An 18190-nucleotide genomic window follows, 5' to 3' on the forward strand; every position below is an offset into this window, starting at 1 on the left:
CAACTATGTTCAACTAAATAATAGCCATTCCTTTCTGCAAAAGTTTCATTTTATTTCCCGTTCTCTTTTTAATCCTCTCTCATTAATTATTTAGAATAATCATTCACGCATGTATATTATCTTAAACTAAATAAAAAATAATTCCTAATAGAGGAGTTTTATGACAACCCCACCTGCAAGCCCCGCTACTAGTCCAAGACAAATTGACCAAGCTTATTTCCCCTATGCAGCTACTGAAAGCAGTCCTCTATTTGAAGACAAAGATATATCTCTTCCTCCCGCAAGCCAAGAAACTATCCTGTCGTTCCTGCCTTCGGATGAATGGCTTAAAAATGCTTCACCAATGGATATGGAAGTATTTTGGCAGAATTTCTTCACGAATATACATTACACATCATTCGCATTCCCTTTAGATACTCAGGAATTAGAACTACTTTCTAAGCACATCCATTCTAATATCCCCCTTTTGCAAGCAATTGCAGGTAAATTATTACTAGAATTCCTTTGTATAGAAAAGAGCGATGCAGAATGTGAACTATTGTTTACAGTAGTACCCAAGTTAGTTTATAATGTTTATTTCTCCCAACAAAAAACATGGTTTACACGCGTCCATAGTTTACTTGAACTTGATACTACTGAACATGCTCCTCCCCATAGCACTCCCACGTTCTGTGTCCATTGGCTAACGTTACTGCAAAAATCAAAGCAGCTTTCTGCACAAAAAGCATTTAAAACCCTTTTGAACTTGTTCGTTAAAACCGAATATCAAAGGGAATTATTCCTCGAGGCTCCTCAATGGGGTAAAGAAGCCACCGTATATCTGTTAAGGTTGCTTAATAGATTGATTATATGTGATTCCGCATTGCTATCCCATTATTGGAACAGCTACACACTCACTAATTCTGCCTTTTCACTCGCTCTCATCGAATGGACTCTAATACACCCGGCCCTTCCTCAATGCATCCTAGGAAATCTACCTACAGTTAAAACCTTGCCTTTCCACAATGGCATCATGAAGTTGTTTACTGACTTATGGGAACAGAGAAGGTCATATCCACCCGAGGGAAGAGAAATGCTTTGCAAGAAATATATCTCCCACTTGCTTTCAAAAGGGGAATTTTCATCTGCAAGATACATATTTTTAGAAGGGAAGAAAATCCTCGGACCTGAAAGTTTGAATGAATATTTAGGCCTTATTGAGAAAAGCTTAAAAGATAATAAAAAAGCTCCACTAGAAAAAGGCATCCATTGGTTGGCCCCGCTAAAGCAAAAATTCCATGATGCATTAGATACCAACAATTATGAACATGCAATCACTGCACTGAGAAACCTAAAAAGGCTTTTACATTCCGGTGACAAACGGCTGCACCTCCCCGTCCTATTCCACACCTTACTGAAACAGATATCTAGAGAAAGCAATATAGAAACCAAACAAGCAGCAATTGCACAGTTTGAAGGCCTTTTATTGACCTCAAAAGACATGGAAATATGGATGGCCAGACCTGACTTGTTTATTCCGAGAGCCCTCTTATTTTTGGAATTGACAAACGTTGCTACTCAAAATGTATTTATAGATGTCGTTTGCAAGATACAATTCACAACTAGGTATCCGCATATTCGGGAATTGATTATCCCCCTTTTGCACTATCTATGCCGTCAAAAAGAATGGCCTGAAAAAGTAGTCCCCCTATTGACAAAGTGGCTTCAATTCAATCTACTCACAATTAAAGAATATTTATCTAATGCTAACACTGATAAATACCTCCATTACAGTTTGGCGTCTTTGCTTCTTTCTAGCAAATGCAGCGTTAACCTTTTAGATCTCTGTCTAAGTGAAGTGTTTAAACCGGAATTCATTAAAGATAATCCCCAAAAAATTGAATTCTTATTAACACTTCTTATTGATACTAAAGAACTTGAAAATGTCTTGCATGACTCTTCAGACCTTTTATTTGATCCCCTTACCGTTCTTTCCTCATCTCAAGCCACATACCCTTACGCAAAGCATTTCATCTCTTCTATTCTTAATGTGAATGATAATGCCCTGCATCAAAAACCTGAAATGATCAGAGGATATATCGGAATTATTGATCACCTTATCGGATGGGACTTGGACCTTGCAATAAAGTGCTTGGAAAAGTTATCCAAATCCCATTCTCCTGATATCTCAATAAAATATAAAAACTGCCTTGAGAAAATGCTCTCATTAGGACAGTTTGAGACAGCATTAGGATTTTGCTCTACCTATAACCAAGTGTTGAATGATAGCGTATTGGTTCCGCATGTAACTGAAAAGCTAATTGAGGCCCCTTCAGCAGAAGTTGAAAAATTTCTAGTTCGCCACCGTGCTGCTATTGATCCCAAACTATGGGTAAAATACTGCCTTTATCTCTTTCGCTTGCATAAAACGTATATAGTACAAGAATACATCCACCAATTTATAAGCGCTCTCAGTAAAATTACCGCTTCTGAAAGCGACTTCCATACAATCTTACAAGACACTAAGGTCAAAGATAACCTCATCACACTATCGCTCATTTGTATTAGAACAGTGAAAGATAAAAAAGTGCGCTCTGAACTTTCCGGCCAAGCCTTCAAGATTGTAATCGCATGTTACGATCTTAAAAATGATGAACATAGACAAATTGTCCTTGAAGTACAGCAAGTGACATTCCTACTCAACTCCCAACCAAAACTAAAAGCTTTTCGTAAACAGATCTGCGGTTTGCCCGACTTTGATGAAGAGCAGGAGGTTAGTAAAGTTTGCTCGCTCCCCTTCCCGGACGATATTCTTTCGATATTTTTCCGTTGTGAATATTTAGTAAGTTTTGCAATACGTACTCATGACGTACTCGGATTGCTTGTTTTCCTGCCTCTTTCCAAACTTCTCCTCAAATTGACTTCTAAAAACATCGATAAAGACAGTGATAGATTTAAAAAGCTAATTGAAGGAATTGCTACGATTAATAAGGAATACCTACCCTTCCTTAATTTAACTGATATATTAGACGGGGTACTCAAAAGTAAATGTAATGTAGTCCGAAGTTCATTTTCTTCATGGCTTAATATAGGCTTCATTCAAGGCAGAGATCAATTTATCCTCACATTATTGAATAACTTTATCGATTACACCGATAATGTTCTTCCCCACCATACTTGGGTAGATAATCATGTTCGTGAACACTTAAGCAATGAAAGCTTTACTGAGGCTGAAAGATCTAATTTTTTCTTAGTTCTGCTGCACTCGAAAAATAACAAAATAAAGGCCAATCAGCTTGAACTCACGAATGGAATCTCTTTGCTCTTACCCTTCCAAGATGAATTTCCACGGATTGAACTTTTGTTCAATATATTCACAACATATTTCCACCTCGTACAACACACAGAGAAACTCTGTCAGTTATTACCCAGTATTTTCTCCTACGTCAGTTATGCCATTATTAAAGGGGACTCTGCTTTCTCTGCGCATCTAATGGAAAACCTAGAGAAATTTCTAAGTAAAATACATACCTATAATCATACTCCCGAGCTATTATTTGAAATAAGAAGTCATATTGCTCATCAATTTTTTTTCAATTTGGATGCTTCATTATCGTCGCCTTCGAAAAAAAATATGGAGTTCCTAGAGAGAATTCTACATAGCATCCATCTAAGCACTCCTAAACTTAGTGCCGAACAAGTCCAGGCCCATTATAAACTTCTCCTCTATATGGAAATGACTTCTTCGCATAAAGAAATAACAACTGCCGTGAAGAAACATCTAGCGCTATTTGTTCTTAAATATTGCAAAAATATGGACCTTAGTGATGCACACCGCGAAGTAGAAGTCAGGATAGTGGACTCAATTCGCTGCTTATGCAGTGAAATTGAAGATAAAATTGATTCAAATTCCATTGATAAAATAACTATCCTAATTGCAACCCTACGTAAGTGCTGCATTAACAAAAAAACGGACTTCCGTAAGAAAATCTTCATCGATTTTGTACTGTTAATGGAACAGCTTTTGAGAAAATTGCAGTGTAAAGCAGTCAAAGATTCAACTTTATACCTCCGTGAACATACCTTTGCTTTGCATATGAAAATATTTTCCATTACAGACGACCCACTCATTGAGAGAGGGCCATTAGACTCAGAGGTTGCTGATCATCATGCCTTATTGAAAGTAGAGACCTTCAATAGCTTCTTCTACATGCCCCTTAGACCTATGACTACGAAAGAATTACAAGTACATTATTCCCGATTGTATGACGACCTTGTCATACTATTTGAAATGAGAATGGAAAGAGAGCATTCAACTAATGAAGTACTTAAAAAGAAATTCGAAGACGCCCACGTCTATTCAAAAGTCATTTCTCACTGTTTTGAAAGACTTAAAATCTGCAATTCAACCCCAGCGGTTGATGCACACTGTGCCATTATTTTGTTAGAAAAACTACTCATTCTCGTGAAGAAATATACATTGCTTAAAGACCTCTTCCAGAAGGAAATAGTTATAATCAAAGAATCAATGGCCCTCTTTTTTAATAAGAGTCAATCTCTAATGAAAATTTCCCGTTATTCCCAATATTTGAATGAAATTCAAACACACTATGCGGAACTATTTATCGGCTGAGTAAAAAGTTAACAACAATAATGATTATGAAGGGGTCCCTCCCCTTCCTATTATTGGCAAGCACCCTAAAAAAAATAAGTGAGTTCCCATGTCCTCTTGTAATCTACATTTAGTTTCAAATGTAATTAATTTATTTAGTAATTCTGTTCCAAAAGACAGTGAAGACGCTTTAAAGAAACTAGATGCTATTCCTGAGGAAATAACCATTCAATGGGGGCTTGATCACAAGAATATAGGGGAACTCATCCATTATTATGTTCAACAAAAAGGGTCTATATTTTGTAAATTAGACCGTGATTTTGAAGATCAACTATATGCTCAGCTTATTGTAAACACCTGGGAGAATAAAGATAATTCAACCTACCTGCGGAATATAACAGCTCCTTATATCACAAAAGAAAACTCCCCCTTGTACCACTTTGAATTGGCCCTGTTTTTGGAACGTCATGGAGCGACACAGCTGCTAGAAAACCTTCAAAAAAATGTAAATTTCCCTTGGGTGCCTTTAGATATTCAAATCTGCGCTTATCAACTTTCCCATTGTTCAGCAATTTCATATATCGGCTTAAAAAGGCAGCTAGATGCACTTACGCATTTTACACCCAAGCAATGGCATGCATTTTGGGGTTGTTATAATCGTTTTGCAAAAGAGAAGATCCATCATTCAATCGATTGCACTAAAGGCGAAGAACAGCTTTTAGAAACAATAAAACAAGGACTCGATGGCTGCCCCCACTTGGAAGCAGTCTGTGTGCTGGTGCTCCTTGAAACTTTACAAAGAAAATACCATTCACAGATATCCGAAAAGTTATTGTTCCTTTTGCCGCGCTGCCTTAAAAATGACTTTCTAAGAGTTATTCCTGATTTTATCAATAAATTTAAAACCTCTTTTCCCACCCTCTTGCATCCTATAATGGAAAACTGTCCTGTCGATGATGAGGTTGAATGGACACTTTCCCTTTTATCTACTGAACACCCCGTTGCCCAAGCGTGTGCTAGAGCAATGTTAAGGAAAATAATAAAAAACTCCCCTTCAAGCTTAGAAGACATTGCTGCAAAAGCTCACCCTACCGGCACACAAGTGATCATTAGAGAGTGTACCACCCAAAAATACTATTTCCCCCCACTTTTAAAGATTTTTTGGGGAAAACACGCTTCTCATGATGCAATCACAGTAGACCTTTTAGTGGGTTGGACCATTAAACATCCCATAGAAGCCATAGAATTCATATGGCCAAATTGCCAATCCCTGCCTACTCCTCACTATAAAACCATTTTCGAAATCCTTTTTCAAGGATTGCTGGATAGGGGAGCTTTTGAAAAGTCTGCTTTAACTGTTCTTGATGCTTTAGATAAACTCTCCGAAGACGTACATGCACAACATTTACCAAAGCTAATCCTAGCCTTGGAAAACACGGATCAAAAATACTTATTAGATGTGGTAAATCTCTTTAATAAGAAATATTTCCATATAAAATCCGGCATTGCCTCCTGGCTACGTCAGTTGGGTAAAACCTTTAATAAAGATTTAAAAGAGCTGCGTTTCGTTCAAGCTATCGATAAACTTAAAATCATCCATAGGCTTTGCGAAAGCTTTCCCTCTAAAAAAACCTATTCAAATCTTGTCTTAAGACTATTAAAAGCTATCGAAATAAACAGGCTCTCTGTGGATTGTGTAACAATTATGGCTGAATTCCATTCTCTTGTATCCACTCAAGGGGTTACTCAAAATTGGACTGCTGATTCAGATACATATATCCAATGCCTTCCCCATTATTTTAAACTTGCCCGTTTTGAAAAAAACACTCTCGTCATGCGCAGCTTGCTTCAGTTGGCTCGCTCGAAACCCCTTGATTTCCAATATAGATGTATTGAGGCTATTTTTCGGCTATTTCCTGAGATCCCCTATAAAGATATTGCAATAGAACCTGCGGATTTTATCTCTTGGTTTAATGAAAGCGTTGATCTATTGGAAAATCTAATTTCCATTGATGTGAAAGGTACCTATGTCCCTCTTATAAAATATGCCCATTCCATTATTACAAAGGGAAATTTATATGAGTTCATCAAAAAAGAACGGACCTTTTTCCTTCACACCCTCCGGATTCTATTAACGAATAAAAAAACACAATCTTTGGCATTAAGTTTAATGGATGCTTGTTTGGACATGCATTCATCCGATCTGCAAAAGATTTCCCCCACTTTTGGTATAGAATTAGATGCATTTTTTGATCTTGTTTACTCTTTGGATGTCTCCTTAGCTGAGAAAATCGTTTCTAAAAAATTGTCAGGCCCCCATTGCGCCACCACTGAAAAACGGCAATTGCTCTTATTGGATCTCCGGCTTCGAAATAATGAACTCAACTACGCAATATCTTATGCTGAAAAGCATCTTGTAACGCGGAAAATATCAGAAGCGCTTCTAGCTAGAATAACACTTGAGACCCTTAACACCGCCTCACCTGAATTGATCGGTTTTATTAAGAAAAACCTCAGCCACTTTCAATTCCCGTTCCAAATGGCCTTCTATATACTAGTATCGAAAAAAGGTGAGGAGTTATTAGAGTTTGAAACACTGTATTTAAACGCTCTCAGTTCATTAAATTTAGCCTCTCATACCCTCACAAACGACGACCTTACCGTTTTGCAGCAATTTATTAAACATTCTAAAGATAACGCCTTCATAACGAAATTAAGCTTCAAAATCATCGAAGCCGGACAAAACCCTCTTACACGATTGCATCCGAAGATGTCAGAGCTTGTCATCACGGCTTGGGGTATTGCTTTTAGATTATTAACTGCTCTGGAATTTAGTGTTTTTTTCAAAACTTACGTTAATATTTCAAATCACTATCCTAATTCCCATATAAAAGCGCTGATTTCACAAACAACCTTTCCTTCTATTCCTAACCTAATGCTTCAAATCAGGTGGTTAATAGCCCAATTAAAGGAATTGGAAAAAAAGCCTTCTGACTTTCTGAACGGACTGTTAGCACGCTTAGTTAAGACCTTAAATCAGCTATTCACATATGACGTGGATAGCATAGAAAATCAGCTCTTATCGATCATGACAGATTTGTGCTTCTTAGCAACACAACACAAATCCCTGCAGAATGATGTAGATTGGAGCTTCCTACTTCCAAAACTATTATTGTCTTCCAACCCATCTATTAGAGCATTGGGTATTGCCATTCTTTCGTCCTTTTCCCACTTCAATAAGAAAGTGTGCATCAAAATGCTTCTTGAATGTAGAAACAAAATTCAATTAGCAACTGATCCTCAAGATCCCCTGCATCCAGGTATCCTAAGTATCCTAAGAATTTTCGTTAGTAGTAATTTACTACCCCTCAAGCATCTAAATGCCATTTTTCTATCTTGTTTCAATGCCGCAATAAAAAAAGGTGGTTTAATAACTCCAGAGGAGATGAAAGATGATAAATTTTCATTCAATAGAAGATATATTGATGCTTCAAAAGCTCCCTACCACAAGAAATTATCAGTGGTCCTCGCAGAGTTTATCGAACTTCTAATGTGTTCTCCTCATACCGATGAAATGTTTTCAGGGGCCATCCTGACGCATTGCGGAATATTACAAACAACTACTAATGAAAATCGATTCGAGATAATTGATGAAATCAACAGCCTCTTCAAAGATAAGAATGTTATTATTGAACACTGGAATTGTAAAGTAACATTTTGCTGCAGATCTATTGAATCCGCTCTTAATGCTTATAATTTCCTAAATAATGAAAGTCACCTTGAAGAATTTAAAGATAAAATCTTTCAACTTAACGATTTGATAGTTCAATATTACCAGCATTCTCAGGATCTCAAAGATTTAGATCTTATTATTTCTGTTTATGCAACGCTCAAGGACACCTTTAATCCCGATTCAAATGTAATGAAATTACGTGATCTTGCTCACGAACATATTAAAAAGTCTTTAGCTACCTCAGAAGAAGCTACTGCACACATCAATCATGCAGAATCTAACCTTCTTCTTAATATATCTAAAGAGAGTATTGAGAAAGTTGAAAAGGGCTTTGATCATCTTATCAAAAGTATTCTAGCAAAAGTTAAAAACAATACTTTTGATAATATTGAATCCGAGCTGAATCTTCTTCTTCAGGTCCTTTATAACATCAATCTTAATAGTATGGTTGAGATGAACTATCGGATGGGGAGATTAAGACCACTTATTATGGAACTGCTGAAAATGTTTTTCTATCAAAAACATAAAGATTTATATTTCAGTAATGCATTTATGAGTCTGAGTTTGTTTATTATGGAAATGGTTTATAATTGCATGACAGCCACCATCAAAAATGAAATCTCAAAGCCGTTTGATAGCAATTGCTTTCTATATATCTATTTTGCTTTAGATATGATGATGTATATAACGGAGCCTCCTGCCCAAGATTGGTTTAATGCCGGAAGAGAAACTTTTTGGTTCGAATTATTACAGTCTTTATTCCGTTGTGAAATCCTGATGCTAACCTATTATAAATGTATTATAGATAAGATACCTAAAGAAGTACAACCGCTGATTTCCTCTCTTAAACCTATTTCTAATCATCTTATGTTATATCGAGTGGCGTTTGAAAACCTGCCTTTAGAGAAAAAAGAAATCTTATTTGATCCTCTGTGTACTTTACTTTCTAGGATCTCAGTCCTGAGAGGACCAGAAACATATTCATACATTAATGAAAGGGTACATTTTAAAAACATACTTATTCATTGGTTGGATATGTTAGCAAAATTACCATCAAAAGACCCCCTTAGGATTAAATTCGAAAGCTTATTTTCCAACGCAGTTGATTTAATAAAGAAGTAGGTGTGTCCAACTGCAAGGACAAGTCACCGCATTCCTATATTCATAAACGTTTGATGAATAAAACCCCTCCTCTAGGAAGAAAGAGCTATACACAAAGTGAAATGTTTTGCTTCTTTATGGAGAATTCAGTTAGTACATTAATAAATCATAGTATTAGATGAAATTATGCTGGACCCCCTCGATTTCTCATCCCTAGTTATTTCTGAACCATTTACCAATACCGATTTTAATTCCTGGATACAACATCTAAAAAATGAAGATATCTCTCTAAGCGAGTTATTGGAGCAATTGCTTTATTTTGACGCTGCCTCATTAGTACCTTGTCTAGATGCATTAGAAGATCAGATCTTAGGCCATAAACTCCATTTAAATGCCCAAGAAGTATTCGATTCCTCCTTTCAACAGAATGTCATCAGCTTATGTGAGTCAAAAAACTATCGACTTTCTAGCATTGGCTTTTGGATTATTCTAAAGATGCCTGTGCTCTCACATGACCCTAAGCTGATAGAATACCTGTTGTCCCGTCTCCCTTGCATCGTCAACGATCATAAAAGTAAGATCACACTCCATACGCCTATGATTGGTTTGATATATCAACTACTTGAAAAGCAGAACATCAAAAAAGCGATCCTATGCTTAGAATGCCTGCATACCCTTCCCCAAACAGCGGATTTATATCTGCACATCCCTAAAATTGTATTAGATGTTATTGCCCATATCGGCCTTTTGGAAGATGAAAAAGTAAAGAAGGCGGCCGCTGATACATTTTCCGAAAAGTTACCTCCCCTTTATGGTTCCTGGTCAGCTTCAACGCACATATATTTACAGATATTGCACCATATCCTCAAACCCCCATACACCCTTTCTGACAAGCAGCAATCCACAATATTGGAAAACGCTTTTTATATTTTCGAAGGCAAACCAGTCCTAGCAAAAAACCTGCTTCTTCCGGCCTATCTGAGAATGATCATAGAATTGGACACTTCATGCAGTTATCCATGCGTCCTTACATGGCTCTTGGAATACCACAGTAGAATCAATGAGTACCTAAAAACTTCTCATGATGTGAGTCTAGCTATTGCGTGGGCAGAGTTTAATATCGGTAATAGTCATGCTGAAAGTACGCATGCAATTGCTATCGGCCAATTTAATAATTTCGTTTGCGGTCGTGCAACCCTATGCGCATTCCATAAATATCTGCAAGCTCTCCACCGTTTTACAAAGGATAAATCTCATTTCTATGTTACGTATTTGCCAATCCTTGTAACTCACTCGAAGCTTTTTGAGCCTGACGATCCGAATCATATCTTCACGTACTGGACAGAGGCTTTATTTGCTTTAGATACCTTTGATTTATTGAAATTAGGAAAGCCGTTTCTTGCACAATGGATGTCATTATTTGGAATACTTATAGAAAAATCTTATGAACAAGCTGAACTTTTTCTAGATAAGTTGAAAAACAATTTTCAAAATGAAGAGGTCTTTTTCAAACTCCAACTAGCACAAATCCAATATTGGTTTAATAAAGGGAATAATACTCAGGCGCTGGTCACAGCAAAAAAAGCGGGTATCCTTTGGAAAGTGGCCGATGTCATTATTGAAAAAGTGAAAATCGAAGATTATGCGCAATTAACGCCCGATTTTAAAGACCTCCTCCTTTCCAAATTTGCCACTTTAAGTCCAATTCAAAAAGTCCATTTCTTTTTGAGTATATCAGAAAAAACCGATAGCCCTGCCGTTTCAGATAACTTATCAGGCTTCCTACAGGCATTAGAAAAGTTAAAAAAAGAGGGATACGTTCTTTCAAGCACTACGACAGCAGCGATAATAGAATTCTTCGTAGCTGCACTTAAGGGAAAATTCAAAAAAATTCTCATGCAGTATAAGTTTCTTGTCCCTCATTTAGTCCACACAACAAAAAATAATAAAAAGAATAATGAAGAGCTGTTAGTAGAAATCTGGAAAAATTTATATACCGATTTCTCCCTTAAAGAAATCATTGCGTTCACCAATCAAAGTTTATTAGTGGGGGCTTTATATCCTTTTGTTCAGACAAGTGGATTGATTCGAGTCCCCTTGAAAAAAGATCTGAAGTTCGTTCTTCAGCACACAATATGTCTAATTGAGGTTTTACTCTCTCCGTACGTAACACCAAATGACCAAGCGTTAAACAATCAAATTAAAGAAACCATCAAACTACTGTCAACAGCTGAGATAACCGCCAAAGACCTGCCTCAATTTAATAAAATATTCCATCTTCTAGAGCTCTCTTATACCTTTAGGAGGCTCCAATTTGATACTGTCATGCAATGCTATGCACAGTTGTGTTCTTTAGATTATACCTTCGGAGCTGATCTGCCTAATACCATCGTTAGGTTTCTGAATGTATTTCATAAGGATCTTTGCTCCTTTTTACTACGCTCCTTAATTCGCTATACAATTGAGAAATGCCTCTACAATACAGAATTTGAATACGTCATCCTTTTAGCAATACTCAAAAGCCCTGAAATTCAAAGTAAATTCAATACTCGGGAATTACAGAATATTTTCGATCCTGTGCTTCATAGAACTTTAAGTAATATCAATGTGGAGATTTTAAAGAATGATAGTTTGGTAACAAAAATTACTCCATCCGATATGGAAAGGTATTGTGAGCTTGAAACACTGCTGACATCAAATCTAGCAATAACTTTTTTAAGGGACCCCACTCCCGAGCAAGTTTATAATCTTAGTGTTCTCATTTTATTTTTTGAAAGGTTGAATTTCCGCACATACTTCAATCTAGAAATGAAGAAAATCATCCAATTTTGTGAGACCAGTGATAACTTCAGCTTTGTCATCCCTTTTCTAGAATACCTATTCATTGGCTTGCAAGATAGCTTGGATAATAAATACTTAATTCTAAATGACGAATCCGTAGACCATGTCACCGCAATCTATAGCCTCTATTGCAATATATTACTCACCGTTCCCAGCAAACACGGAATGGAAAGGCTGCGCCTTTTAACGGAAATGCAAAGAAAAAGGCTACATAAAATTAGTTTAAGCGGACTAAGCACCCGTATGATCACAGAACAATATCTTAGTATCTCGGAGAAAATCCATTCAGATAATGCTGAGAAGGTAAATCTGGAATGGAAAAAATATCAACCTACTATTCCAAGTGTAGAAAAACAAAGAACATATTTTCTAAAATTTCGGGAGATGACATTTAATCTCATTAACTACAATTCGGACGAATTCGTTTTATTTTTAGATAATTATGTCAAAGACGTGCTTGACTCAGATACGCTAACTCCTTTTGAAAAAGCCTACAGTGCCAAAATGTTACTGGTTTGCGTACAAAAACCTTTTGAAACTGCCGGTGGGCTTCCCACTAACTTCTCTTTTGAAATTGTGTTGAAGTTCTTTTCAAAATTACTAGTTTTTTGTAATGAAACCACTTGCGCTGATTCATCCTTTGTAAAACAATCCGCCGCGATCGTATTAAAAATAGGTCAAATTACAACAAATGGATTTATCCACAATAAAATTGACAACCACACAGACACATTATTCTTGCTGACCAAATCACACTTCGATTTAACCTTTCATTTAAAGAGATTCATAGCATTAAAGGCTCACTCCGAATTTAAAGAAAATATTCAAAAAAGCACTTCTTGCCATGTCACTTTCTTACTTCTAGTACTGGGAATGGGCATTGTAAAGCATACTCCTTCAGTCAATATCTATTTAAGCGAGATGGAAGACTATATAAAAAAAATCGATCAAAATTCTGAACTTACAACACGTGCGGAAATTGATAGGATACTCTATCTCTTTAAAAACTTTGTCGAAAAAAATTCCGTATCCACCATCGTAAACAGAGTGAAAAGTTTTATTTTACTGCTCAATGAGATAAAAACACCTATCTAATATTTGATGCTAAGTAGCGAATTGAGGTTTGGTTGATAACGAAGAATATTCATCAAAGTTCGACATTAGGACAACGTACTAACGCATCCACATGTGTACCTAGAGTGATGCCCTAGGTATGTACACGCACCTTGAATGCAGCCTCGAAGGACTGCAACATCCCAACTTCTTCGTCATAAGCACTATCAGCCTTGTTTCTCAAATAATATAGCCCTCGCCATCGTATGCACCAATAGTAGAATAGGTAAAATGACCCTATAGAAAATTTATGATTTTTTAAGCATCTCCACAAGCCTAGCTCTGTATGGTTTGAAGAATACCATATCAATATCTGCAAACCGTAAAAAATTCTCGATGTCGAGTTTCATATATTTCTGCATTACAGGGTCTGTATAGGAATTCTCAATATCTTCTAACAAAGTAACTAGAAAAGATAATCCTAAATCAAATTCTTTTTGGTTACCCTGTACGTTATTCAGTGCGAGAAAATAACACTTCAAGGTGTTCAATAAATCCAAAGAAATATCTATTTTAAAATCTGCCAAGTGGGCTAGCTCAATAATCTGCCTTTTTAAACAGAAAGAATAGTGGAAAAACCGAAGGAGGTTAATGAGTATCCAGGGATTGCCTTTAGCAAGGAATAAGACATATTCCATCATGAGAAGACTTGAGGCGTACATTGAAGTAAGCAAGGATAGGTTACAGGCTGTAGGCTTATCACCTCTGATAATATCAAAAGAAAATGAAGCAAATTTCAATGCTTTCTGAAAGACAGGTACGAGGGTGCTGGGTTCGAAAATACAAGCTTCTTTCAGCCTAGACATTTCATTTAATACCTGTAAGAAGACCTCATAAAACTGCGGCAATACGTTACTGTGAGCAAGATGATAGTGGCTCATCATAGCGGAGAAAGTATCGATAGCCCCTGAGACATTCCCAAGACCGCCAGCTGCGTCTTGATCATTTACAATTGCTGTTTCCTTTATGCTTTCAAGCACTTTTATGACATTAGTATCTACATTTTTAAGTTCATGAGGAACAATCTCTCCCAAATGATAGTAGAACCTACTGACAAACTGCGCATCTTGCACTGTCGTAAAGTTGTAGATAGCCATGCGTTTGATCAAAGGAAAAACAATGGATGCTTCTTCTGGAGTAATATTACAGATCCTAAAATTGATAAAATGATAGATCGCTAATAATATATCCCTTAAATTCGTGTCATGTGTTTTAGAAGGGTGCATAGCCACCAACAGCAGTGTATTCAATAGGCATACTTCTCTATGAAGTGTACGGGTTTTTGCAGTCATTTCTCTATTACGAACGTTAAGAACTTGCGTCAGGCAGCCTTCATACACCATTTTATCTTCAATTGAAGTGCGTAGAATAGGATATAAATAAAAAGTTTCCGCCAAGTCATCCGTAATAAAATCACTTAGGAATATAAGACGATTATATTCTTGTACACGTGAGAGGTTTAACCCCTTCATAAAATTTTCCGGATGTGTCGGTATTTGCCTGGCGCTTAAACCTGCTTCCTTATAAGCCTTCAAGAGGGGTTGTAAAAAGATCGTTCTTTTCTCATCCTTTTCCAATTGTTCTGAAACTACGGCTGAAATATATAGATCAAATATCACATTGCTTTTGGCGACCTTCACCTTTTCAATTAAGGGTACAATATAAGCAATGAACATTTGGTTATCGATTTCAAGATCACTCTTAAGTACATATTCCACCAGAGGGACAAGGTTCTGATGGATGGAAGGAGAACCTAATGCAATTAATGAAGGCAAAGCATCATAAATTATCTTTGCCATCGCTGGACTGCTTGTTGCTACTAGTTGTTTAAGTAGGTGGGATACTTGTCCACTTATTTGCGATAAACCTTGCGACTTCAAATTTTTAAACTTATCTATCATTTTGGTAGCAATTGATGCACGTATATCTTCTTTAGATGTCTGAGCAAACAAGTCATACAAATATTCAAGTTCAAATATTATGCTTTTGGGTTCTGAACTAAAGGTGAACCGGCGGTAACTGAGATAACTTAGTTTTGCCGCAACTTGTGGATATAATTTTATAATTTCTGTCGTAAGTCCCCGCAGGTCATTTATGGAAAGCTTGGAGAAGTAATAAAAGAATAATCTGGATATCAGTGTATAGGATCTAAAATGGCTTAATAGCATTCCTCTAGCTTGCAATGCTGTTTTAGGATTTCTATTTTCAAAAATAGACCAAAGAGCCTTTTGAATTTGTCCATAGATCACAGGTGAAAATGTACGTATCTTGCCATCATTTTTGGGAATATAACTTAGAAACTTTTCCTCAAAATCAGGATAAATAGCATTTCTATTACGTACTTGAATCCCTATTAGAACAAAAAGAGCTTGCTCATTAGTAAATATTGTAAGCCGGTTATAGATGTAGCCCTCCAGTTTCTCAGGAATTTTGCCGGAATAATTGATGACGAGATAAGTTATCCAAGCATCATGCAAGTCTTTTAAAAGGTTCTCTGTAGCAGCTTTATTGTATGCTTGTGCAATCTGATGAATGAGGATCAACTGTCGGCATATGGTCAGGCTATTTTGTGTCTGTCTTTGAGCAGTAAAAAACTTTTTATTAATTTTCTCGACTAAAGAAATATTTGAAGTGACAAATGCATCGAATATTGCTTGGACCTTAGGATTAGCTTCACAAGCGAATTTTTTTTCTACAAGTGAAGAACCGTTTCCACAAAGAGATTTCAACCAGGCTTCCACTTGCGGAAGTTTCTTCTCATCCTGACATAGCATAAGAATAACTTCTGAGAAGAAAGGTGCGGACCATTCGACGATCCTAACAAGATTTCCTCCCATGTTGTTTCTAAGGAACGTATCAGCATCTTCAACTTGCTTTGGGGTAGGTTTATCTTGCGCATTGGCGGCCTTCACAAATGCATCGAAATACGCCATTACAATGAACTTTAACTCAGCATGCGGCAATGCTAACTTAGCCAGATGGTGGAAAAGATCGAGGTCATTAAAAGTGAGGAGCTGGGATATATTCATCCATTGTTTAATGATGCTTACAGATTCTGCACCCCATCTATTTTGAGCATAAAGTAGTTCTTTGACTTTATCTTTTTGTTGTTCGCAATCAAAGAGAAATGTCCAAACAATAGCTTTAGCTTTATCCTGGGACATTTCGATATAGATAGGTGCCCCTAAAACAAATTGGGATGGGATACTTCTCCAAGCTGACATAAAGTATGGAAGATCTAATAACCCTTCAAATGCACTCATAGCCTCAGCACGTTCGTTCACATCTTCCAGCCCCTTTATACAATGCAGAAGACATAAAATTAATTTTGGAAGCTCCATACTCCTGTCAGCACAATCTATAAGGCGGAAGGCCTGTGATAAGTTCTTTATGGCATCTAATATCTTCCCATTTTCCAAAGAGCCATAAAAGTTTTTCATCAGATATTTCCAGAATTCCCTTCCACCTGTCCTTATCACACATTTATGTGCAAGCAGAGGAGTAATGATGGAGGCCATACCTTCGAAAGAGCCTTTTTGTAAATATTTTGGATGCTTTTTCTGTTCTTTGATTAACAGCAGGGCCGCCTCTTCGCCATTCCCTTTTGCAAGCTGTAGTTGGAAGTTTTCCTTAAATAGAAATTCTCTTTCTTCAGGTAGGTAGAAACGCCTTTGCCAGAAATATGTCAGGAGCTGACCGTATTCGTCTGATGGATTTTTAAAGTGTTCTAAAATTACCAGAGGGTATTTAGGAGGGATCTTGTGAATCAAAGTCCATTTCAATAGCTGCTTTATGTCGTATATAGAACTTTGCGTCCAAAGAAGTTCTAATACATTGTTCATTTGCTTTTTTTGCAGTAACAATTCGGATAGAAGAAGATGACGAGCTTTTGGGGTTAAACATCTTGTTAACTCTATCAGGAGAGGACTTTCTTCTCCGACAAGCTTAGAAATAATTCTTTTCGCACAGTCCTCCATCCCAGGATCAGGATCATTCAAAAAATAATTCAGTGTTTCCAGCTTGAACTCGATCGAGCCTATTCTTGATAGCCTGTGATGACAATTGCCGAAAATAGCGGCCTCTAGAAGTTCTTTATAATGAGGATTACTTTCAAACAGGGTAAGAATGAACCTATTCTGAAGTAGTAAATCCAGATTTTCGAATAGATAAACTCCTATACTCTTTTGGTGCATGCGCAGCTGACATTCGATCATGAAGATCATTCCTACTGCTTGCATTACATAATACGGACTTTCGGAAAGTTTTCTTGCGAGTGTTTGAAAACCGGTTGAAATTTCACATGGACGAGAAAAGGTATTAAGCCGTACTGAAGAAAGGTTTTTTACACAGTGCTGCCAGAAACACTTTGCTGAAAATCCACTGGGAAGTATGCCATAACCTAAAAACAAATCCGTAATATCGTGTAAAGCCTCAAAGGATAGTGTATCAATGTAGTTTAAAGCATATGTAAATACACGCGATTGGAAGTTAATTTTATTAATTCCCACAATTTTACAAATGTAATCCACTATCCGAGTGTAATTCTCAGCTTTAATCTGTAAAGCAACGACTTCTATTAAAAACGCATAATAAAAAACACGGTTTTCTACGTAGGGTATGAGCTTTTGTAATAGGCTTTCATTTATTTCATTTTCTAATGCATCGGACTCTTTGATTTGATGGGCAATTTCTTTTATTAAATCGCGACATAAAGATTTTTTAGAATTATTGCTTTTGCAAGGTCCATTAAGGTAGTAGTCTGAAAATGTATTATAGAAAAACAAGGAGGTAGAACTCATAAACAAAACCTT

4 protein-coding genes are annotated in these 18190 nt (G+C 36.7%); 3 read left to right on the top strand and 1 reads right to left on the bottom strand.

Annotated features, from left to right (window positions below):
* The first annotated feature begins 160 nt into the window (after positions 1–160).
* The 3 genes from WC222_08725 to WC222_08735 all read left to right on the top strand — a co-directional run bounded on the left by WC222_08725 (position 161) and on the right by WC222_08735 (position 13361).
* Positions 161–4612, top strand: coding sequence for a hypothetical protein (locus WC222_08725; GenBank protein MFA6916466.1), 4452 nt, complete (start codon positions 161–163; stop codon positions 4610–4612).
* An 88-nt stretch (positions 4613–4700) separates the two neighbouring features.
* Positions 4701–9446 (top strand): hypothetical protein, encoded by a 4746-nt coding sequence (locus tag WC222_08730; GenBank protein ID MFA6916467.1) that lies wholly within the window; start codon positions 4701–4703, stop codon positions 9444–9446.
* Between the two features lie 165 nt (positions 9447–9611).
* A complete protein-coding gene (locus WC222_08735; protein MFA6916468.1) occupies positions 9612–13361 on the top strand; it encodes a hypothetical protein in 3750 nt (1249 codons plus the stop codon).
* Between the two features lie 266 nt (positions 13362–13627).
* On the opposite strand, the gene WC222_08740 is transcribed toward WC222_08735, so the two are convergent.
* On the bottom strand, positions 13628–18178 hold the full coding sequence (locus WC222_08740; GenBank protein MFA6916469.1) for a hypothetical protein: 4551 nt from the start codon (positions 18176–18178) through the stop codon (positions 13628–13630).
* Between the last annotated feature and the right edge of the window lie 12 nt (positions 18179–18190).

The sequence above is a fragment of the Parachlamydiales bacterium genome (assembly GCA_041671045.1).
Taxonomy (GTDB): domain Bacteria; phylum Chlamydiota; class Chlamydiia; order Chlamydiales; family JABDDJ01; genus JABDDJ01.

What these genes read in the sequence shown, in the direction of transcription:
- WC222_08725 (MFA6916466.1), top strand. Translation starts at nt 161, where the DNA reads ATGACAACCCCACCTGCAAGCCCCGCTACTAGTCCAAGACAAATTGAC.
- WC222_08730 (MFA6916467.1), top strand. Translation starts at nt 4,701, where the DNA reads ATGTCCTCTTGTAATCTACATTTAGTTTCAAATGTAATTAATTTATTT.
- WC222_08735 (MFA6916468.1), top strand. Translation starts at nt 9,612, where the DNA reads ATGCTGGACCCCCTCGATTTCTCATCCCTAGTTATTTCTGAACCATTT.
- WC222_08740 (MFA6916469.1), bottom strand. Translation starts at nt 18,178, where the DNA reads ATGAGTTCTACCTCCTTGTTTTTCTATAATACATTTTCAGACTACTAC.